A 21,226-nucleotide genomic window follows, 5' to 3' on the forward strand; every position below is an offset into this window, starting at 1 on the left:
GAACCGCTAAACGAAGCTCTGTTTCATTCCGAAAATGCCCGGTTAATTGTGTCTGCGAGACAAGCGGAACATTCGCGGTTCGACCGACGAATATTTCGGCTTTTCTACTACTATTCTGTTCTTCCGTTCTGCGGTTCGTTCGTCCAAGCGGAAACATCATACGAAACGAGGAGAGTGAGATTCATGTTGAAGTGGTCTTTGCTTCTGCTGGTCGTCGCCGTCGTGCTGGGGATCTTCGGATTCGCAGGCATCATCGAAGCGGCTGCCGCGATTTTCAAACTGTTGTTCTGGGTATTCTTGGCCCTGTTCGTCATTTCCCTGTTCTTGGGCCGAAATCGTTCGACCCGTTAGATTTGGGCAAACCGATCGGCTTTCGACTGAACCGCTCCGAAACGGAGCGGTTTTTTTATTTTTCCTCCTTTCTTCGGGGCGATTATTCGACCCTATTCGCCGCTTTGCGACAAGCTGCCGACCGTCCGCTTACATTATAGCAATTTTCGAAGAGGTTTTCCGAGTTAAGCGCTAAGGGGATAACCCAAAGCGAAACAAGTTACGATTCCGTTATTTTTTTATGCAAGGTTGGTTCAACTCGCGAAGGTCTAGTTTATTCTTATAGCAGGATGGAGCAAACAAGCTCCTAAAATACAAAGGAGGTTCACCTTATGAAAAAACTGGTTACCCTTACAGCCTCGGCTCTGCTCATGGCTTCCTTCGCAACAGCGGCTTCGGCGGCTGAAACGACACCGACAACGACACCTACGACAACGCCTGCGACAACAGAAACTGCGCCTACAACTACTCCTACGGCTCCGGCTACGGTAGTATCGACTTCGACAACGACGAAGTTCGTAGGCAACGACAAAGGATTCAGCTTCACGAACCCTACGACTTGGAACGAACGCGTAAAAAGCCAAGAGTACACCGGCCAAGCACTGAAAGACATGGGAGAAAGCGGAGTATACCTCGTTAACTTTACATACACGCCTAACGACACTAACGCGGCTCCGGTAACTTTCGCTTCGATTCGCGGCTATGACAGCGGCGTTTGGAACAGCATCGCCAACAAAGACGCTCTGGGCAAACCGCTCAACGAAACAGGAAGCGTAATCTATGTTCTGTCCCCGGCTGCGAACAACCCGTTCACTTCCGGTACGGATATGGAAACGTTTAACACGCTGCTTCAAGGCGTAAACAGCGGCGTTCTGCAAGACTTCACGATCAACCCGGTTATGAGCACGGGCGAAAAAGGCCCTCTGGTCGTCGTTAACGATCCGAGCAAAATTTCCGATAACCCGACTCCTACGATCAACCTGACGAGCATGACTCCGTTCTACAAATCGCCGGGCGGCACGATGATCGGCTACCTCGGACCGCAAAAGCTGGATACTACAGGTAACGGCAAAACGGATCCGGCCAGCGGCCAATGGGTCGAAATCTACACTTGGATGGGTCTGGCTTGGATCGTAGTCGAGTAATCGGCTCTTTCCCTTCAACCTTCCTTACGTTTTATTCGAAAAGCACCGGCAGCCGCCGGTGCTTTTTGTTGATTTCGCTTATTCTTCTCGCCGTTCGTTCGCGCGGAATTTGCCGCTTGTCCCGCCGCTTGAAAGCGGATAAGATAAAGAAGAAATCCGCAGCAGCGCAAGCGGCAAGCAGCCCGGACTGCGGGCGCTTCGCTCCGCTGCACAGCGAGGAGGAATTCTGCATGACCGAAGAAAAAGAAACGCGCAAGGTGGATCTGGCCGAAGCGATTCGCAACAAACTCGAACAGAAGAAACAGCAGTCGAGCGCGAACAAAGGCGGTTTCCAGAGCAATCAGACGAAAAAGCTGACTACCCAAAACAACAAAAAACCTAACAATCAGCGCCGTCGTACCGGAGGATCTTAATCGAGACCGACCGATTTCGGCAGCAGCAAAAGCCCTTTTCCGGTTAATCCGGAAAAGGGCTTTTTCAATTCCGCGCCGTCGATCGATAGCCGAGAACGCCGGAAACGGCGGCATGACTCGATCGCGGCCGAAGCCGTTGATCATGCCCTGCGAACTTCCGCTCTTGATCTCTTTACACTTGCACCGCGTACATCCGCTCGCGCAGCGCTTTGACTTCGTCGCTCTCGAGGTACTCGTCGTAAGTCATGACGCGATCGATCACGCCGTTCGGCGTAATCTCGATGATGCGGTTCGCGATCGTCTGGATAAACTGATGGTCATGGGAGACGAACAGCAGCGTGCCGTCGAAGTCGATCAAGCCGTTGTTGAGCGCCGTGATCGATTCCAAGTCCAAGTGGTTGGTCGGCTCGTCCATGATCAGCACGTTCGCGCCGTTGAGCATCATCTTGGCGAGCATGCAGCGAACCTTCTCGCCCCCCGACAATACGCTGGCCTTCTTCTGGCTCTCTTCGCCGGCGAACAGCATCCGGCCGAGGAATCCGCGCAGGAACGTCTCGTCCTGATCGTTGGAATATTGACGCAGCCATTCCACGAGGTTGAGGTCGACGCCGTCGAAGTATTGCGAGTTGTCTTTCGGGAAATACGCCTGAGTGGTCGTCACGCCCCACGTGTATTCGCCGCTGTCGGCTTCCTGCTCGCCCATCACGATATCGAACAGCGTGGACTTCGGCAGGCCGTGCGGGCCGACGAACGCGATCTTGTCGCCTTTGTTGACGACGAGGTTGAAGTTGTCGAGCACCATCTCGCCTTCGATCGATTTGCTCAGGTTATCCACGTTCAACAGCTGTTTGCCCGCTTCGCGTTCCGGCTTGAAGTTGATGAACGGATATTTGCGGTTCGACGGACGGATATCGTCCAGCGCGATCTTGTCGAGCTGCTTTTTACGCGACGTTGCTTGTTTCGATTTCGAAGCGTTCGCCGAGAAACGTTGGATGAAAGCTTGAAGTTCTTTGATTTTCTCTTCTTTTCTCTTGTTCTGGTCGCGGGCCAATTTGAGCGCCAATTGACTGGACTCGTACCAGAAATCGTAGTTGCCCACGTACATCTGGATTTTGCCGAAGTCGATGTCCGCAATATGCGTGCAGACTTTGTTCAGGAAGTGACGGTCGTGGGATACGACGATAACGGTGCCTTCGTAGCCCATCAGGAAGTTCTCCAGCCAGTTGATCGATTCGATGTCCAAGTGGTTGGTCGGTTCGTCCAGCAGCAGGATCTGAGGCGTGCCGAACAGCGCCTGCGCGAGCAGGACGCGGACTTTCTCGTTGCCGCTCAGCTCGTCCATTTTTTTGTCGTGCAGATCGCGGACGATGCCCAGACCGATCAAGAGCGCGGCCGCATCGGACTCGGCGTCCCAACCGTTCAACTCGGCGAATTCGCCTTCCAGCTCGCCGGCACGGATGCCGTCTTCTTCGGAGAAGTCGCTTTTGGCATACAGCGCGTCTTTTTCTTTCATGATCGAATACAGGCGGCTGTGGCCCATGATCACGGTCTCCAAGACCTGATATTCGTCGTATTCGAAATGGTTCTGTTTCAGAACGGCGAGCCGTTCGCCAGGCGTGATGGAGACTTCGCCTTGGTTCGGTTCGATCTCTCCGGAGAGGATCTTCAGGAACGTGGACTTGCCGGCGCCGTTGGCGCCGATCAGGCCGTAACAGTTGCCCGGGTTGAATTGAATGTTGACGTCTTCGAAAAGTGGCCGCTTGCCGTAACGAAGCGTAACGCCGCTTGTGCTAATCATGTGCATTCCCATCCTTTATCGTAAACTTTTCGCCGAGCTTCGACCGCTTCAAAGGCGGATCGAATCCGAACGAAACATCATGCTTGACTTCCTGAAAATCAGGTTGGCTTTTCAAAAGCCTATTATAGCATAAAACGGCCGTCCGTAAGCCTTGACTTGATCGTTTCCCGGTAAATTTTCGGCAAAAAGCGGCCGCGCCGCCAAAAGCCGTCCCGTGTCGGACCGGGACGGCTCGCTCGCCTGCTTATTGTTCGATCGTCTTCTGCTGCGCATGCACGATCATCGTCTCGCCGTGGACCATCAGCTTGATGCAGTCCCGCGAAGTCTGGGTCCGCCGACGTTCCGCTTCCAGACGGGCCAGCGCTTCTTCGGCCGTATCGTCGGACAGCTTGAACGTGCCGTAATGCATCGGAATCATGATCTCGGCACCGACGTCGCGGAACGCCTGAAGCGCTTGTTCCGGATTCATATGCTGCGGCCCCATGAACCATTCCGGCTCGTAAGCCCCGATCGGCATCATCGTGATATGCACCGGGAACCGGTCGCCGATCTCGCGGAATCCCGCAAAATATCCGCTGTCTCCCGCAAAATAAACGGTCGGCGGAAGCGGGGTGCCGTCTTTGGACACGTTCGCGTTCTGCGTGCCGCTGCGGCGGCCGCATTTATGCGGATCCGTCTCGTTTTCCGGCACGGAACCGTCTTCCGGACGCGCCTGCTTGTCGGACAAGCCGACGACCGTTCCGGGTACCGCTTTGACCGCTTCGGCCGGCTCCAGCACGAACCCTCCCCAATGCGACGTATTGGCGTCGAACAGCGTGCGCCTCGTCCAATGTTGGGTCGGAACGAACGTGATCCGCACGCCCTGCACCACGATCTCTTCCCACCAAGACAGCTCGATGCAGCGTTCGATCTGTTTGCGAGCCAGCTTTTTCTTAAGGCCGACCGGCACGACGAGCTGCGTATTCGGATTCAGCAATCTGCGAATCGACGCGATGTGCATATGGTCGTAGTGGGAATGCGAGATCAGGATCAGGTCGACGGGCGGGACTTTTTCGATCGGAATGCCCGGTTCGCTGAGCCGTTTGCCGATACCCATTCGTTTCGCCCAGATCGGGTCGGTGAGAATATTGAGTCCCGCGTACTGGATCAGGAACGTGGAGTGGCCGACCCAAGTGATGGTCACGTCCTCCCGATTATCCGTCAAATAATCCAGCTTCGGCGGCTGACTCGGAATGATATAGGAATAATCGCGTTTTTTGCGTCTGCGGTGCAGATGACGATCGCGATGTTCTCGGAGCGTTTTTCCCATTGGCAAGTTGTTGGCGTTGATATATCTGACCTTAGGCATATCCGTTCCTCCTTCTGAAGACTGCCTCTCTACCCATTACCCTCTACTTCCTTATATCGACTAGGTTAGCCGGATTTTTTTGCTCGATTGCATTTCCGCCGAACGTAAACCTCTGATTGATCGGGTCGATTGATTCTGTGACATTTATAATTGCGGCGTGTAAAATATAGAAGAAGGAGGTTGGAAACCTTATGAAAATCAAATTGATCGAACCGACTCCCAGCCCGAACACGATGAAGCTTCATCTGGACGAGACGTTGGAAACCGGGATTCGAAAGACATACACGCTCGACAACGAACGTTCCGCTCCGCCGATCGTGGCAAAGCTGCTGCATATCGAAGGCGTGAAAAGCGTCTTCCATACGACCGACTTCATGGCGATCGACCGTAAACCGGGAGCGGACTGGCCCGCTATCCTTTCCGAAGTGCAGGAGATTTTCGGCAGCCGTTCCGACCAGCCGATCGCTTCGGATATCGAAGACGCGGCCGGGCATTTCGGCGAAGCCCAAGTCTTCGTCCAATTCTTCCGCGGCATTCCGATGCAGATTCGGGTCAAATCCGGTCTGGAAGAAGAACGGATCGGACTCGCGCAGCGTTTTGTGGATGCGGTAACGGAAGTCGCCAGCGCCACGCTGATCAAAGAACGCAAATTGACCGACTACGGCGTACGCTACGGCGACCTGCCGGATATCGCCCGCGAAGTCGAACAAGAACTGGAAGCGGCTTTCCCGCCCGAACGCCTCGAACGCGTCATCAAACAGGCGATCGCCCACGGCGCGAAAAACGAAGAATTCGTCGAGGAACGGCGCGCATGGACGCATGCCGAAGTCGAAGAAGGGCTGGCCAGCGACGATTGGCGCCGCCGTTATTCCGCGCTCGAAGCCATGGAGGTCAGCGAAGAGAATCTGCCGCTGATCGAACGCGCGCTCGGCGACGACAAGATGCAGATCCGCCGCCTTGCGGTCGTCTATCTCGGCGACTTGAAGACGCCTGCAGCGATGCAGCTTCTGTTCCGCGCCATGAAAGACGGTTCTCCGGCCGTGCGCCGGACAGCCGGCGACACGCTGTCGGATATCGGCGATCCGGCCGGTACGCCGTCCATGCTCGAAGCGCTCAAAGACGGCAGCAAGATCGTGCGCTGGCGCGCTGCCCGCTTCCTGTACGAAGTCGGGACCGACGAAGCGCGCGACGCGCTCGAAGAAGCTTCGAACGATCCCGAATTCGAGGTCGGACTTCAGGCTCGCATGGCGCTCGAACGTATCGACTCCGGCGAAGAAGCGGCCGGCACGATCTGGCAGCAGATGGCCAAAAGCCGCCGCAAACCGGAAGAATCCGCCTGATCAGAAGCAGAAGCGGCCGATACCGTTTCCCGAAAAGCTTTTCCAATCGTTTCTATAAACCATTGTGCGAAATAGGGTTGCCTGTGCCGCGGCAATCCCTTATACTGTGTAAGTTGTTCGCCCTGCCGATCGCAGGGCTTTTCCCTTTAGACGCAAGCTTAGTACCTTGTCAACACTAAAGGTAGGAATACGTCCCCCTGAGATTTCGTACACGCTTTAGGTATGAAGTTCAGGAAAACGTAAACCTGTGATTAAGAGTTGAAAGGGTACTAGATCCAACCGAATAGTTATTCCCTCATCGCGAACCGGATTCGATCGGGTGATGAGGTAGAGGTTGCGGTGGCGATGAGTACACTGGCGGAGGCGCAGCAGAACGCCCTCGATGCCGGCTTGGAAAGGCGCACCCGCCGAAGTGCGGACTTCTCTGCGGAAGTCCGTGCTGGGGCCGTCTCCGACAAGGAACGGAACTGTCACCCGCCTGACCGCGGGTGTTGAGCTATCTTCACGAGACGAAGCACGATTGCGATGCGGAATTTGCCACGGCCGGCGGACCCGCTCCCCGGCTTTTTGCGTACGCATTTTGGCTTCTGCTCGTGGACAACCCATATACACGAGGAGAGTTGAAGTTACATGAACACCGAGAAAGCTCGAATACAACCAGACAAACCCGGACTCAAAAAAGGCCTTCAAGCCCGTCATATGACCATGATCGCCCTCGGCGGCGCGATCGGCACGGGCCTATTCCTCGCCAGCGGCGGCGCGATCTCCGATGCGGGACCGGGCGGCGCCCTGCTCGCTTACGCGGCCGTCGGCATCATGGTCTACTTCCTGATGACCAGCCTCGGCGAGCTGGCGACCTACTCGCCCGAACCCGGCTCTTTCAGCGCTTACGCCGGCCGTTACGTCGATCCCGCTTTCGGGTTCGCGATGGGTTGGAACTACTGGTACAACTGGGCGGTCACGATCGCGGCCGAACTGGCCGCCGCGACGCTCATCATCAAATACTGGTTCCCGGACAGTTCTTCGTTCTTGTGGAGCCTCTTGTTCTTGGGCGTTCTGTTCCTGCTGAACGCCCTGTCCGTCCGCGCTTACGGGGAAGCGGAATATTGGTTCGCGCTGATCAAGATCGTGACCGTCCTGATCTTCCTCGTCGTCGGCGTGGCGATGATCTTCGGCGTGCTGGGCGGCAAATCCGTCGGATTCAGCAACTTCACCGTGGGCGCCGCGCCGTTCAACGGCGGGTTCTTCGCTTTCTTGGGCGTCTTCATGGCGGCCGGCTTCTCGTTCCAAGGCACGGAATTGATCGGCGTGGCCGCGGGCGAGAGCGAAGATCCGCGCCGCAACGTGCCCCGCGCCATCCGCCAAGTGTTCTGGCGCATCCTGATCTTCTATATCCTGGCGATCTTCGTGATCGGCCTGCTGATCCCGTACACGGACCCGAACCTGCTGAACGGCGGTCTGGATCAGATCGGCGTCAGCCCGTTCACGCTCGTCTTCGAGCGCGCGGGATTCGCTTTCGCGGCTGCCGTCATGAACGCCATCATCTTGACTTCCGTTCTGTCCGCCGGCAACTCCGGCATGTACGCGTCCACCCGGATGCTGTACGCGCTGGCCATCGAAGGCAAAGCGCCCAAGTTCTTGGGCAAATTGACGCGCGGCGGCGTGCCGATCAACTCCCTGATCGTGACGACCGCGATCGGCATGCTGGCTTTCTTGGCTTCGTTCTTCGGCGACGGCGTGGTCTACACTTGGCTGCTGAACGCTTCCGGAATGTGCGGATTCATCACTTGGGTCGGCATCGCGGTCAGCCATTACCGGTTCCGCCGCGCTTTCGTGAAACAAGGGCGAAGCCTCGACGAACTGCCTTACCGCGCCCGTTGGTTCCCGTTCGGGCCGCTGTTCGCTTTCGCGCTCTGTCTGGTCGTCATCGTCGGCCAGAGCTTGTCGTCGATCGAGAACGGCAATGTCGATTGGCTGAGCATCACCGCGACCTATCTCAGCGTTCCGTTGTTCCTGATTCTGTGGTTCGGCTACAAGTTCGCCAAAAGAACCAAAGTCGTTCCGCTGGAAGAATGCGATCTGAGCAGCCGGGACGACCTGTAATCTCTTCGTTGGTCCGCTTTCGAATAATCAAAAGCCTTCGTGCCGGATTTCCGGACACGAAGGCTTTTTTTCGAATTCGATCGGATCGGTTTTCGGCCGAATGCCGATCCTTTATTCCTGCCAATACAAAGTGACCTGCCACTTGTTGCTTCCGCCGATCGAACGGCTGGTGTAACCGGTCGGCGACAGCCCGTACCCGTACAAAGCCATCAGATCCTGCTTCAATTTGCTTTTCGTGCCTTGATAGCGGAACGTCAGGCTGCTTTGCCCTTTCTGATCCGCCGCTTTCACGATTTGCCGCAGGCCGGCGGAAGTCGTCACGAAGCTGTCGGCATAGCCGAGCGAACTGCGAAGTTCTTTCGCCCCGCTCACTCCGCTCGCGACCAATCCGTCCAGCGTTTCCGCGTAAGAAGTCGTCGCTTTCGGATAATTGGCCGTTTTCCACGTATGATCCTGCCGCAGCTGCTGATCGCTGACCAAATAATACGAGGTCAGGACGCGATCGCCGAGGTCCGGTACCGGATCGTCCCAAGTCGTATCGATCTGATACCATTTGCCGTCGAGCTTGACCATATTCCACGCGTGCGCTTCGCCTTTGACGTAACCTTCCACGATGTTCGTTTCGAATCCCGCCTGCTTCAGCATATCGTAAGTCAGCAGCGCATAGCCTTGGCATACGGTGCTGCCCGTTTTCAATCCTTCGTACGCCGTGAATTTCGACAGCGTCGTATCGTATTTGAGCGTCTTCACGACCCAGTCGTGAATCGCTTTGACTTTGAGATGGTCGTTCATCCCCGGCTTCGTGATCTTCGCGAGCGCCGTCGAGACGCGTTTATGCACATAAGCGCTCTGCGCCGCCGTTTCCCGATACGTCAGATTCAGTTCCGCCGACGAAGAAGTCCCCCGCCCTTCGAGCGAATAGGCGTATCCTTTCATGATGTAATGAATATACGGATCTTGATCGATCGCCGCGTCCAACGCGGATTCGATCGCTTTTTTGAACTGGCTTGGGCTGCCCGGATACGTTAAGGCGATCGAGCTTTTGCGTGCCGACAGCGCTTGATAGATCTGAACTTGCAATTGCTTTTGCGGCTGCGAAACGGCGGCCGCTTCGACCGTCGCGGTGTCCGAGAACGGCAGCGCTCCTCCGAGCACTCCTCCCGTCATCAGCATGAGCGCCGCGCTCACTTTTACCAGTTGTCTTGAAATCGAAGTCTTCATGTGCCTGCATGCCCTCCTTACGGACGAAAGTTTCTTCTATTATATCGGTAACGCTGCTCGATGCCGTAACGGACAAGCGATATCGAATCTTCTATTTGATAAAAAAACGTGCGCAGACGGCAAAGGGTTACGTTTAGAGCAGCTTTTATTCGGGCGCACGGCAAACAGCCGCTCTCCCGATCGGGAGAACGGCCGTCGCATCGAATCGGTTTTCCGTTGCGGGAACCGAGATTTAAGCGCGGAACGCCGCCAATTTGCGGTTCAGTTCGGCCGTCCGGCCGTATACGTCTTGATACACGTCGAACAGCTTGCTGTACGTCTCGGCGCGCTGCGCGTCCGGCGTATACGTCTTCGCTTCGCGGATAAACGCGCGCGCGCAGTCTTGAAGCGTCTCGAACCAGCCGCTGCCGTAAGCCGCCAGCATCGCCGCGCCCATCGCCGGTCCCTGCTCGCTTTCGAGCTTGAGCACGTCGGCCCCGAATACGTCGGCCTGCATTTGCAGCCACTCCTGATTCTTGGCTCCGCCGCCGATCGAAACGACTTTGTCCACCGTCTTGCCGGCCGCGCGCAGAATATCGATCGACTCGCGCAGCGAGAACGTGATGCCTTCCATTACGGCACGGGCGAAATGCGGCAGTTTATGGCTCGCGTCGATGCCGATAAAGCTGCCCCGGATATCGGAATCCGGGTGCGGCGTGCGTTCGCCGACGATGTACGGCGTGAACAGCAGGCCGTTCGCGCCCGGCGATACTTCGCCGATGCCGGCCAGCAGTTCTTCGAACGAAGCTTCGCCGCCGAACGTCTCGCGGAACCACTGCATGCTGTAACCGGCCGCCAGCGTCACGCCCATGATATAGAAAGCGTCTTTTTCGCCGTGGTTGAAGAAATGGACCTTGCCTTCGAAATCCAGATCGCGGCGCGTCTCGTACGACAGCACGACGCCCGACGTCCCGATGCTGCACATCGTCTGGCCTTCGCTCAAGATGCCCGCTCCGATCGCGCCGCAGGCGTTATCCGCGCCGCCCGCGTACACGCGCGTCTTCTCGGTCAAGCCGGTACGATCCAGCATCTCCGGCAGCAGCGATCCCGTATCGTCGAACGATTCGACGAGTGCCGGGAACAACGAAGGCTTAAGGCCGAACGCTTCGCCGATCTCTTCGCTCCACTTCTTGCCGCCCACGTCCAGCAGCAGCGTGCCGGCCGCATCGGAATAATCCATCGCGGCATTGCCGGTCAGTCGCAGACGGACGTAGTCTTTGGGCAGCAGGAACAGCGAAGCCTGCTCCAGCACTTCCGGTTCGTGTTCCTGCACCCAGAGAATCTTCGGCAGGGTGAAGCCTTCGAGCGCGCGGTTGCGCGCGATCTTCAGCAGCTTCTCGCCGAGCGCCTGCTCGATCTTGCGGCACTGCGGCGTCGTGCGCGTGTCGTTCCAGAGGATCGCGCGGCGCAGCGCGCGGCCGTCTTCGCCGACCAGCACCAGTCCGTGCATCTGGCCGGAGAAGCTGATCCCTTCGATTTCTTCCGGGTTCACGCCGGAAGTCTTCAGCAGGTTGTTCAAGGAAAGGACGGTTTTCTCGACCCAGTCTTCGGCTTCCTGTTCGCTGTAGCCCGGCTTCGGCTGATAGAGCGGATAAACTTCGGATTGTTCGCTGACGACCGTGCCGGATTTGTCGACGAGCACCGATTTGACGGCGCTCGTACCGAGGTCGATCCCGATTACGTAACTCATGGTTTGGCCTCCTCGCGGATCTGGGCCGCGTGTATTGGGGATAGTGAAAGACGGGCTGACGTCGGACAAAAATCGGAGCAAAGCATCCGAACAAACAAGAACGGCTTCCCTTCCCCGAAGGGAGCTTGCGGGAAGCCGTTCGATTCGATCGCTTTGCGCGATTCTTGTGTATGTGTGTCAACCCTGACGTTCGGAGCCTCCACGGGTATGGGAGGAGCCGGGATTTTTAGAGATTGAGATCTGAAGATTAAGATTTAGAGATTAAGATCTAAAGATTAAGATCTAAAGATTAAGATCTAAAGATTAAGATCTAAAGATTAAGATCTAAACCTGTCGCTTAGCGCGGGATCTGCGATTCACCTTGCCCGGAGGGGTCGGTGAGTCTCGATCCTAACCATAAATATACTGGTTAAGGATCGATTGAAGCATTTCCTGACGTCCGGATTTGTTCGGACGAGGGTTTTCGTTATTCAGCGCGTATTCGGCCAAAGAAGAGAGCGTCGTTTTGCCGGCTACGATATCGGCGCCGATGCCTTCGGAGAAGCTGCTGTAGCGTTCTTCGATGACTTTCTCGAACGCGCGGTCTTCGATCAGTTTGGCTGCGACTTTGAGGCCTTTGGCGTACGTGTCCATACCTGCGATATGTCCGAGGAACAGATCGTCGGCTTCGAAGGAATCGCGGCGCACTTTGGCGTCGAAGTTGATGCCGCCTTTGCCCAGACCGCCGTTTTGCAGCACTTCGTACAGCGTCAGCGTCGCGTCGTAGACGTTAACCGGGAATTCGTCGGTATCCCAACCCAGCAGCATGTCGCCTTGGTTGGCGTCGAGCGATCCCAGCATGCCGTTGATGCGGGCTACGCGCAGTTCGTGTTCGAACGTATGGCCGGCCAGCGTCGCGTGGTTGGCTTCCAAGTTGAGCTTGAAGTGTTTGTCGAGATCGTATTTTTGCAGGAACGAGATCGTCGTCGCCGCGTCGAAGTCGTATTGGTGTTTGGTCGGCTCTTTCGGTTTCGGTTCGATCAGGAATTGAGCGTCGAAGCCGATTTCTTTGGCATAGTCGACCGCCATATGGAACATGCGGGCGATGTTGTCCTGCTCCAGCTTCATGTCCGTGTTCAGCAGGGACATGTAACCTTCGCGGCCGCCCCAGAAGACGTAGTTTTCGCCGCCGAGACGTTTGCCGACTTCCAGACCTTTTTTGATCTGAGCCGCCGCGTGAGCGTAGACGTCCGCGTTGTTCGTCGATGCCGCGCCGTGAACGAAGCGAGGGTTCGTGAACATGTTGGCGGTGTTCCAGAGCAGTTTTTTGCCGCTGGATTTCATGTGCGTTTCAAGCAGATCCACGATCGTGTCGATGTTCGCGAAAAACTCTTTGAGCGTCGATCCTTCAGGCGTAATATCGATGTCGTGGAAGCAGAAGTAGTCGAGTCCCATTTTGTCCATGAATTCGAATCCGGCTTCGACGCGGGCTTTCGCCAGATCCATGCCCGTGTAGGAATGCCAAGGGCGGATCGCGGTCGTCGCGCCGAACGGGTCGCTGCCTTCGGCCGTCAGCGTGTGCCAATAAGCCATCGAGAATTTCAGGTGCTCGGACATTTTTTTGCCCATTACCACTTCGTCCGCGTTGTAGAATTTAAAAGCGAACGGGTTTTGCGACTGACTGCCTTCGTAAGCCACTTTACCGACATTTTCATAGTAAGCCATGTAAGAGATGCCTCCTCGTAATTTCGCAGAAATCGTTTACATCGCTATCCTAGCACATCCAAAAAACTTTGTCTATCGGATAAACTAAGTCTTTCGCAAAAAGTTTTTCTGCTTTAGAATAGAACTTGTTAACGCTACCATCGGAAAAGCCGGATAGATTCCGAAGCAAACGCTGCCTTGCGACGAGCGGCGAAAAGCCTTCTTTTTGCCGACGGATTGGCTTAAGATAAAAGGATGTTCAAAAGGCACGGATGGAGGAATCGAAAATGAGAGTAACGGGGGATCTGGCGCTCGTCAAAAAGCTGAACAAGTCGATCGTTCTGGACACGATCCGCAGAAACGGGCCGCTGTCGCGCACCGACGTCTCGGAGCGGACCGGATTGAACAAAGCGACGGTATCGAACCTGACGCTGGAGCTGCTGGAACAGAAATTGGTCGAAGAAACGGGGCTCGGCGAATCCAGCGGAGGCCGCAAGCCGCTCATGCTGCTGTTCAACGGCGCGGCCGGCTGCGTCATCGGGATCGAGCTGGGCGTCACGTTGGTCAAAGCGGCCTTGACCGACTTGACGGGCGGCATCCTCGCGGAACGCAGCGCTCCGCTGGCCGGACAGGATCCCGAAGCCGCGTTGGCCGTCGTCCGCGAGACCGTGAAGCCGCTGCTCGAAGCCATGCCGGACACGCCGCACGGACTCGTCGGCATCGGAATCGGCGTGCCGGGCATGGTCGACGAATCGGGATTGATCTTGTATGCGCCCAACCTCGGCTGGGAAGGCGTCGATCTGCGTTCTCGGCTGGAAGAAACCTTCGGCGTGCCGGTCGTCGTCGACAACGAAGCCAACGTCGGCGCGGCGGGCGAACGCGAATACGGCGCCGGACGTCATGTCCGCCATCTGGTCTACGTCAGCGCGGGCATGGGACTCGGCTCGGGCATGATCATCGACGGACAATTGTACAAAGGCGCTTGGGGCTATGCCGGGGAGACCGGCCATATGTCGATCGAAAGCGACGGAAGATTATGCAGCTGCGGCAGCCGCGGCTGTTGGGAATTGTACGCGTCCGAACGGGCTTACGCTTATGTCTCCGAAGCCGGAAGCACGCCTCTCCCCGCTTCGACCACGTCCGAGCTGGCCGCTCACGCGCGTTCCGGCGACGCGGCCGTGCTGGACTTGTACCGGGAGATCGGCCGCAGATTAGGGATCGGCATCACCAACTTGGTCAACGGTTTCAACCCGGAGAAGATCGTGGTCGGCGGACCGCTGACGGAAGCCAAAGAATGGATCGAACCGGCCATGCTGGACACGATCGCCGAACGCGCGCTGCCGTATCATCGCCGGGAACTGGCCGTCTCGTTCTCCGAGCTGGGCAGCCGTTCGGCGGTGCTGGGCGCGGCGCATCTGGCGGTATCGCAGTTTCTTGGACGGGTTCGGGTGTCGTTGTAAATTCGACGGAATCGCGGAATCACGGCTCGAAAACGGCAAACAGGCACACGATTCTTTCGTGCTGCCTGTTTGCCGCGAGCTCCGACGGCGATACGCAAAAAAAGGCGGGGCCCTATGGGCTCCGCCTTTTTGTCGAACCGTGATCGTTGTTCCGTCAGTACCCGATACGCTTACGCGTTCAGGACTTTCTCCAGCTTCAGCTTGTTCATGCCGACGATCTTCTCTTCGCCGATCACCGTTACCGGCACGGCGCGCAGACCCATATCCCAGACCTGCTGCGCGAACGCGTCGCTCTGCTCGATGTTGCGCTCTTCATAAGAAACGCCTTTGCCGTCCAGATAGCTCTTGACTTGTTTGCAGTGCGGGCAGTTGGTGCTTGTGTAGACGATTGCGGTTGCCATATTCGCTCTCCACCTTCTCGTATATTTTTCGAAACTAACTTTCTTTATTATAACGCCAATCCGGTCCAGAACCAAACCGAATTCGATGAAAATATTCGATCGATTCTTACAGGGCGGCTTCGGCAGCCGCTTCGGCGAATTCCAAGCTCTCGATAAAACGTTCCGCGTCCATCGCGGCCGCGCATCCGCTGCCCGCCGCCGTGATCGCTTGACGGTAACGCGTATCCTGCACGTCGCCGCAGGCGAACACGCCCGGAATGTTCGTTTCGCTGGTGCCCGGCGTCACGACGATATAGCCGTTCTCGTCCGTCGTGACCTGTCCGTTCAGGAAGCCCGTGTTCGGATGGTGGCCGATCGCCACGAATACGCCGGATGCTTCGATCAGCTGCTCTTCGCCCGTCGCGTTGTTAAGCACGCGCAGGCCTTGCAGACCGTTCTCGCCTTTGACCACTTCGAGCGGCGTGCGATCGAGCGCCCATTCGATCTTCGGATTCTGACGCGCGCGATCCTGCATGATCTTCGACGCGCGCAGTTCGCCTCTGCGGTGCACGAGCGTGACTTTGGTCGCGAAGCGCGTCAAGAAGTTCGCTTCTTCCAGCGCCGAGTCGCCGCCGCCGACCACGATGATCTCTTTGCCGCGGAAAAAGAATCCGTCGCAAGTGGCGCAGGTGCTGACGCCCATGCCCACGTTCTCTTCTTCGCCCGGAATGCCGAGATATTTCGCGCTCGCGCCGGTCGAGATGATCAGCGTGTCGGTCACGAGCTGCCCCATGCCGTCGACGTTCAGTTTAAACGGACGCTGCGACAGGTCGACGTTCTCGACCCAACCCGTGCGGAATTCCGCGCCGAAACGTTCGGCTTGTTTACGCATATTGTCCATGAGTTCCGGACCCATGATGCCTTCCGGGAATCCCGGGAAGTTCTCCACTTCGGTCGTCGTCGTCAATTGTCCGCCCGGCTGCGGACCTTCGATGACCAGCGGGCTCATATTGGCGCGCGCCAGATAGATGGCAGCGGTCAATCCGGCGGGACCTGTACCGATAATGATCGATTTATACATAAAAAGTTCCTCCTCTTGGGCGTTCGGACAAGCCGATCGGTTCGCTGCGGCCAGGCCGGACGCGGACCGAATCGAAGCCTGCGCGATGCATGTTCTCAACGATTCCTATTTTATAATAATTCCAATGTAGTTCTTATTATGCTGCTTCCAATAGATTGTGTCAAGTTGAGTTTCTTCCCATTTAAATGAAGATTTCGTGAAAGGATTTCTTCGAACGCAGCAGTCTCAAACCGTTCAAAATCACCAGCAGCGTGCTGCCTTCATGTCCGACCACGCCGAGAGGAAGCGCGATGCCGAGCGTTAAGCTCGTCGCCATCAGCAGCAGCACGACGGACACGGCGAACGTCAGATTCTGGCGGATGACCCCTTCGGCGCGGCGGGCCAGACGAATCGTGCCGACCGTGCGCAGCAGATCGTCCTGCATCAGCACGACATCGGCGGTGCCGAGCGCCGCTCCGCTGCCGCGCACGCCCATCGCCATGCCGACGTCGGCCGTCGCCATCGCCGGCGCGTCGTTCACGCCGTCTCCGATCATCAGAACCGAGCCGTAACGTTCGCGCAGCTCGCGAATACGGTCGACTTTATCCTGCGGCAGCAGTTCGGCGAAAACGAGCTTCACGCCTGCCGCTTCGGCCGCCCGCCGCGCCGCGCCGCCGCGGTCGCCGGTCAGCATCGCGACTTCGATCCCGAGCGCTTGCAGTCCTTGCACGGCTCGGCGCGCTTCCGGACGGACGCGGTCGCTTAAGGCAAGCAAAGCGACCGTCGCTCCATCCCGCAAGACAAAAGATACCGTCATGCCGGCTTCGTGCAGGCGCTCCGCTTCCGCTTTCCACCACGGAGACGGAGACGCGGCTTCGCGGGCCGAAGAAGGCCCGGGCAGCGAAGCTCCGTCCGCTCGGCCGCCGTAGTTCTCCGCAAGATCGTTCTCGCCTTGCGGCGTCTCGTCTGGCTCGCCGGGCAGACGGCCTACGCTCCAGCGCACGCCGCCGATCCGCGCTTCGACTCCGAATCCGGCTCGTTCTTCGGCCTCTTCGGTCTCTTGCAGGTTAATTCCTTCCGATTCCGCCGCGCGCACGATCGCCTGCGCGAGCGGGTGCGAAGAATGCCGTTCGACCGATGCGGCGGCGCGCAGCGTTTCTCCGCGGTCCGCGCCCGGCACGAGAACGAGTTCCGACAATTCCGGCTCGCCCATCGTCAGCGTTCCGGTCTTGTCGAACGCCGCGACTTTGACGCCGGCCAAGCGGTCTACGCTCGCTCCGCCTTTGAACAGAACGCCCCGGCGCGCCGCGCCGGACATAGCGGACAACACCGGCGGCATCACCGAAGCCACGATCGCGCAAGGCGAAGCGACGACCAGAAAGACCATGCCTTTATAGAAAGCCGTTTTCCAGCTTCCGTCCCATAACCACGGGCCAACCAGAATCAACAGAGAGGTTGCGACGAGCACGACTTTGACGTAGACCGATTCGAAACGCTCGACGAAGCGCTGCGAAGGCGGCGAATCTTCGCGCGCCTGTTCGACCATGCGGATCATTTTGGCAAACAGCGTATCGGCGGCATCCCGCGTGACTTCGAGGCGCAGTTCGCCTTCTCCGTTGATCGTGCCGGCATACACGTCGTCTCCGGGAGCCCGGTCGATCGGCACGGATTCGCCCGTGATCGACGATTGATCCACGAACGAACGGCCGCTGGTCACGCGGCCGTCCGCCGCGATCGCCGCGCCGGGCGGAACGAGAATCCGGTCGCCGGCTTTGATTTCGCCGGCTTCGACCCGGCGAACCGAGCCGTTCTCGATCTTAAGCGCATGTTCGGGCCGCAGCGCGATCAATTCCGAGATGTCTTTGCCGCTGCGGTCGGAAGCGAAACTCTCCAGCGCGCCGCTCAAGGCGAAGATGAAGATCAGCAGCGCGCCTTCGTTCCAATAGCCGATCGCGGCCGCTCCGAGCGCCGCCGCGACCATCAGCAAATTGACGTCCAACTCGCGTTCCGAGAATAGTTTGCGGATGCCGTCGCGGGCTTTGTCCCAACCGCCCAGAAGATACGCGAATACGTACAAGGCGGCCGCTCCGAGTTCAAAATCCGCTTGCACCAAGCCCCATGCCGCAGCCATCACGACGCCGCAGCCCAGCGCTTTGCGTATTTCGACATGCCCCGACAGCTCTCGAAGCATCGACCTTTTCCGTTTTCCGCCTTCCGGTTTGTTCGTTTTCCGATCCGGCCGACCTGCGCCTGCCTGCATCTTCCGGCTTCCGATCGAATGTAAAGTCATCATGAATTCCTCCTTGATCGATGATTGTGGTTAATGGTTATTGAGAATGAGAGTTATTCCGGCTGCCCCTAAAATGGAACATGCTGCCCCGGGGATCCGGAGCAGCATGTTTGCAATGAGAATGAGACTCATTTTTCCTATATTCAATTTTATTGGTTCGGGGCAACTTTATATGTCGATCGTACTCTTTTCGCAGCAAAAAGTAAAGAGGATCCTCCGGCATCGAACGATACGAAAAAAAGCCGCAAATTCGCCTGCGCGAACTTGCGGCCCTGCTTGTCGAAGCGTAACGCAAACGAAATCCTACTAACCGGAAACCGCGCCGGCAAGACGATCCGACGATCGTCGCGAACGCGGATTATTCGCCGCTCGTCGCCGCGATCGCCTGCTCCAGATCGTACAGGATGTCGTCGATCGACTCGGTACCGATCGACAAACGGACCATGCCCGGCAGCACGCCGGAAGCTTCCTGCTCTTCCGGTCCGAGCTGTTGGTGCGTCGTGCTCGCCGGATGGATGATCAGACTCTTCGAGTCGCCGACGTTCGCCAAGTGCGAGAACAATTTGACGCTTTCGATCAGCTTTTTGCCGGCTTCGACGCCGCCTTTGATGCCGAACGTGAGAATCGCGCCTTGTCCTTTCGGCAGGTATTTCTGCGCCAGCGCATGCGACGGATGGCTCTCCAGACCGGAATAGTTGACCCATTCGACGCGTTCGTGTCCTTCGAGATATTTCGCGACGGCCAGAGCGTTCCGGCTGTGGCGTTCCATCCGAAGATGCAGCGTTTCCAAGCCCTGCAGCAGCATCCAAGAGTTGAACGGCGAGATCGCCGCGCCCAGATCGCGCATCAACTGTACGCGGGCTTTGATAATATAAGCGATCGGGCCGACCGCGTCCGCGTAGACCAGACCGTGGTAGCTCGGGTCCGGTTCCGTGAGACCCGGGAATCGTCCGCCGGACGTCCAATCGAACTTGCCGCCGTCGACGATCACGCCGCCGATCGACGTGCCGTGGCCGCCGATGAATTTGGTCGCCGAATGGACGACGATATCCGCGCCGTGCTCGATCGGACGCAGCAGGTACGGGCTCGGGAACGTATTGTCGACGATCAACGGAACGCCGTTCTCGTGCGCGATCGCCGCGACCGCTTCGATGTCCAATACGTCGCCGCGCGGGTTGCCGATCGTCTCGGCATAGACCGCTTTGGTCTTCTCGTTGATCGCCGCGCGGAAGTTCTCGGGATCGCTGGAATCGACGAAATGCACTTTGATGCCGAGCTTCGGCAGCGTCACCGCGAACAGATTATATGTACCGCCGTAGAGGCTGGCCGACGATACGATCTCGTCTCCCGCTCCCGCGATGTTCAGCAGCGAGTAGGTGATCGCCGCTTGGCCGGAAGCCGTAGCCAGCGCGCCTACCCCGCCTTCGAGCGCCGCGATCCGCTGTTCGAACACGTCGCTCGTCGGGTTCATGAGCCGCGTATAGATATTGCCGAATTCTTTCAGTCCGAACAGATTCGCCGCATGTTCCGTATCGCGGAATCCGTACGAAGTCGTCTGATACAGCGGAACGGCGCGCGCGCCCGTTACCGGATCGATCTCTTGTCCCCCGTGTACCGCCAACGTGTCAAAGGAAAGCTTTCTTTCTTCCGTCATATCCGATTCCTCCCGTAATGTCGACCTTCAAGCCGAATAAGTGTTTGGCGGAATATCCCGATTTTGCGAAGATAAGCTCTAGACACGGGACGAACGAAATCGCGGTCCGCGCCTCAGGTGTCGAAGATTCCGGGGATGCTCCGATTCTTTAGCTATGCAAAGCGTTACTTGGCTCTTATTCTTACACAGATCGGCAGGGTTGAAAAGAGGGAAAATGAAATTCCGATTAGAATAGTTGGTTTTGAGAAAGAAAAAGCGGTTCGACGGGACCGTTCGGCCGTCTAAACCGCTTACATGCTTGCCCGCGTTTTTGTAGTCGGCAGCCTGAATCCGGAGGCCGATCCTGCGCTTAATCCGGCTTCGGATAGACCGTGCCCCAACCGTACCCGGCTTCTTCCGACGTGTCTTCGGGCATGCCCGGCAGAATCAATCCTCCGTCGATCCGCAGATTGATTCCGGTAATGTAAGAAGCCTTGTCCGAAGCGAGCCAAGCGATCGCTTCGCCGATATCCGACGGCGTGCCGAGACGGCCGAGCGGAATCTTGCGTCCCAGCGGCTCCGTGCGCGCGTCCTGTTCCAGATCATTGACCGTCGCCCCGGGCGCGACGCAGTTCGTCCGAATGCCGTGCGGCGCCCACTCCAGCGCGAGCGAAGCGCAGGAACGGATCAACGCGGCTTTCATGCCGCCGTAGATGCTGTCGCCGGGATACGCGCGTTCGCCGCGGGACGACGTAATAAAATGAATGCTGCCTCGGATGCCGCGTTCGATCATCGCGCGCGCCGCGTATTTGGACAAGAGGATGGGGGCCGTGTAATCCAGCGTCACCATCCACGAGATCTCGTCTTCTTCCAGTTCGGTCAGCGGATTCATCGTGCTCTGTCCGGCGTTATTGACGACCAGATCGATCCGTCCGTAATGCTCCAGCACCGCGTCGACGACTTTTCGCGGTTCGCCGGGCTGCGTCAGATCGCTGCGCATGGCGAACGGGTCCGCACCGTAAATATGTTTCAGTTCTCGAGTGACGTCTTCCATGTCTTCGGAATCGGAATGGTAAGTCAAAGCGATCCGGTAGCCTTTTTGCGCCAGCACATGACAAATGCCGCGTCCGATGCCTTTGGCTCCTCCGGTGACCAAAGCGACAAGAAACCGTTCGTTTTCGGGAATATCGGGATTCATGCGGTTCGCTCCTCTCGGCTTGGGAAAAGATCCCTTCTCGGTGTTCACGCCCCATTACCCCGCCCGGCAAACGCGTAACCGTTCTCCGAAAAATC

General features: G+C 57.5%; 16 protein-coding genes and 1 riboswitch. Of the genes, 6 read left to right on the forward strand and 10 right to left on the reverse strand.

Going from position 1 to position 21,226, the window contains the following annotated elements:
- The first annotated feature begins 183 nt into the window (after positions 1-183).
- The 3 genes from CDO73_RS25675 to CDO73_RS27305 all read left to right on the forward strand — a co-directional run bounded on the left by CDO73_RS25675 (position 184) and on the right by CDO73_RS27305 (position 1,888).
- A complete protein-coding gene (locus CDO73_RS25675) occupies positions 184-351 on the forward strand; it encodes a DUF1328 family protein (protein WP_088491348.1) in 168 nt (55 codons plus the stop codon).
- 311 nt (positions 352-662) lie between these two features.
- On the forward strand, positions 663-1,475 hold the full coding sequence (locus tag CDO73_RS25685; protein WP_143536186.1) for a hypothetical protein: 813 nt from the start codon (positions 663-665) through the stop codon (positions 1,473-1,475).
- Between the two features lie 230 nt (positions 1,476-1,705).
- The gene (locus CDO73_RS27305) at positions 1,706-1,888 is read left to right on the forward strand and encodes a hypothetical protein (protein WP_088491351.1); all 183 of its coding nucleotides are present in this window, start codon (positions 1,706-1,708) and stop codon (positions 1,886-1,888) included.
- Between the two features lie 172 nt (positions 1,889-2,060).
- On the opposite strand, the gene CDO73_RS25695 is transcribed toward CDO73_RS27305, so the two are convergent.
- Both CDO73_RS25695 and CDO73_RS25700 read right to left on the reverse strand, forming a co-directional pair.
- A complete protein-coding gene (locus tag CDO73_RS25695) occupies positions 2,061-3,686 on the reverse strand; it encodes an ABC-F family ATP-binding cassette domain-containing protein (RefSeq protein ID WP_088491352.1) in 1,626 nt (541 codons plus the stop codon).
- A 244-nt stretch (positions 3,687-3,930) separates the two neighbouring features.
- Entirely contained in the window at positions 3,931-5,034 is a 1,104-nt protein-coding gene (locus tag CDO73_RS25700) for an MBL fold metallo-hydrolase (protein WP_088491353.1), read from the reverse strand.
- A 191-nt stretch (positions 5,035-5,225) separates the two neighbouring features.
- Between CDO73_RS25700 and CDO73_RS25705 the strand changes: the two genes are divergently transcribed.
- Both CDO73_RS25705 and CDO73_RS25710 read left to right on the forward strand, forming a co-directional pair.
- Positions 5,226-6,374: a virulence factor gene (locus CDO73_RS25705; protein ID WP_088491354.1), complete on the forward strand. Its 1,149-nt coding sequence runs from the start codon at positions 5,226-5,228 to the stop codon at positions 6,372-6,374.
- 320 nt (positions 6,375-6,694) lie between these two features.
- Positions 6,695-6,881, forward strand: a riboswitch (Lysine riboswitch).
- Positions 6,882-7,004: 123 nt separating this feature from the next.
- The gene (locus CDO73_RS25710) at positions 7,005-8,477 is read left to right on the forward strand and encodes an amino acid permease (RefSeq protein WP_088491355.1); all 1,473 of its coding nucleotides are present in this window, start codon (positions 7,005-7,007) and stop codon (positions 8,475-8,477) included.
- Positions 8,478-8,588: 111 nt separating this feature from the next.
- Here CDO73_RS25710 and CDO73_RS25715 read toward each other — a convergent pair whose 3' ends face one another.
- The 3 genes from CDO73_RS25715 to xylA all read right to left on the reverse strand — a co-directional run bounded on the left by CDO73_RS25715 (position 8,589) and on the right by xylA (position 13,131).
- Entirely contained in the window at positions 8,589-9,698 is a 1,110-nt protein-coding gene (locus tag CDO73_RS25715) for a transglutaminase domain-containing protein (RefSeq protein ID WP_088491356.1), read from the reverse strand.
- A gap of 232 nt (positions 9,699-9,930) precedes the next feature.
- Entirely contained in the window at positions 9,931-11,427 is a 1,497-nt protein-coding gene (xylB, locus tag CDO73_RS25720; RefSeq protein ID WP_088491357.1) for a xylulokinase, read from the reverse strand.
- A gap of 390 nt (positions 11,428-11,817) precedes the next feature.
- Entirely contained in the window at positions 11,818-13,131 is a 1,314-nt protein-coding gene (xylA, locus tag CDO73_RS25725) for a xylose isomerase (RefSeq protein WP_088491358.1), read from the reverse strand.
- A gap of 266 nt (positions 13,132-13,397) precedes the next feature.
- Between xylA and CDO73_RS25730 the strand changes: the two genes are divergently transcribed.
- Positions 13,398-14,570 (forward strand): ROK family transcriptional regulator, encoded by a 1,173-nt coding sequence (locus tag CDO73_RS25730; RefSeq protein WP_088491359.1) that lies wholly within the window; start codon positions 13,398-13,400, stop codon positions 14,568-14,570.
- A 170-nt stretch (positions 14,571-14,740) separates the two neighbouring features.
- On the opposite strand, the gene CDO73_RS25735 is transcribed toward CDO73_RS25730, so the two are convergent.
- The 5 genes from CDO73_RS25735 to CDO73_RS25755 form a co-directional block, all read right to left on the reverse strand.
- The gene (locus CDO73_RS25735; RefSeq protein ID WP_088491360.1) at positions 14,741-14,971 is read right to left on the reverse strand and encodes a glutaredoxin family protein; all 231 of its coding nucleotides are present in this window, start codon (positions 14,969-14,971) and stop codon (positions 14,741-14,743) included.
- Positions 14,972-15,077: 106 nt separating this feature from the next.
- Positions 15,078-16,031, reverse strand: coding sequence for a thioredoxin-disulfide reductase (gene trxB / locus CDO73_RS25740; RefSeq protein WP_088491361.1), 954 nt, complete (start codon positions 16,029-16,031; stop codon positions 15,078-15,080).
- A 181-nt stretch (positions 16,032-16,212) separates the two neighbouring features.
- Positions 16,213-18,303: a heavy metal translocating P-type ATPase gene (locus CDO73_RS25745; protein WP_256972854.1), complete on the reverse strand. Its 2,091-nt coding sequence runs from the start codon at positions 18,301-18,303 to the stop codon at positions 16,213-16,215.
- Positions 18,304-18,658: 355 nt separating this feature from the next.
- Positions 18,659-19,954: a homocysteine synthase gene (locus CDO73_RS25750; protein ID WP_088491362.1), complete on the reverse strand. Its 1,296-nt coding sequence runs from the start codon at positions 19,952-19,954 to the stop codon at positions 18,659-18,661.
- Positions 19,955-20,303: 349 nt separating this feature from the next.
- Positions 20,304-21,131 carry an SDR family NAD(P)-dependent oxidoreductase gene (locus CDO73_RS25755; RefSeq protein ID WP_088491363.1) on the reverse strand — a complete coding sequence of 276 codons (828 nt, stop codon included), beginning with the start codon at positions 21,129-21,131 and terminating at the stop codon, positions 20,304-20,306.
- Positions 21,132-21,226: the final 95 nt, after the last annotated feature.

The sequence above is a fragment of the Saccharibacillus sp. O23 genome, assembly GCF_002205895.1.
Lineage (GTDB): Bacteria > Bacillota > Bacilli > Paenibacillales > Paenibacillaceae > Saccharibacillus.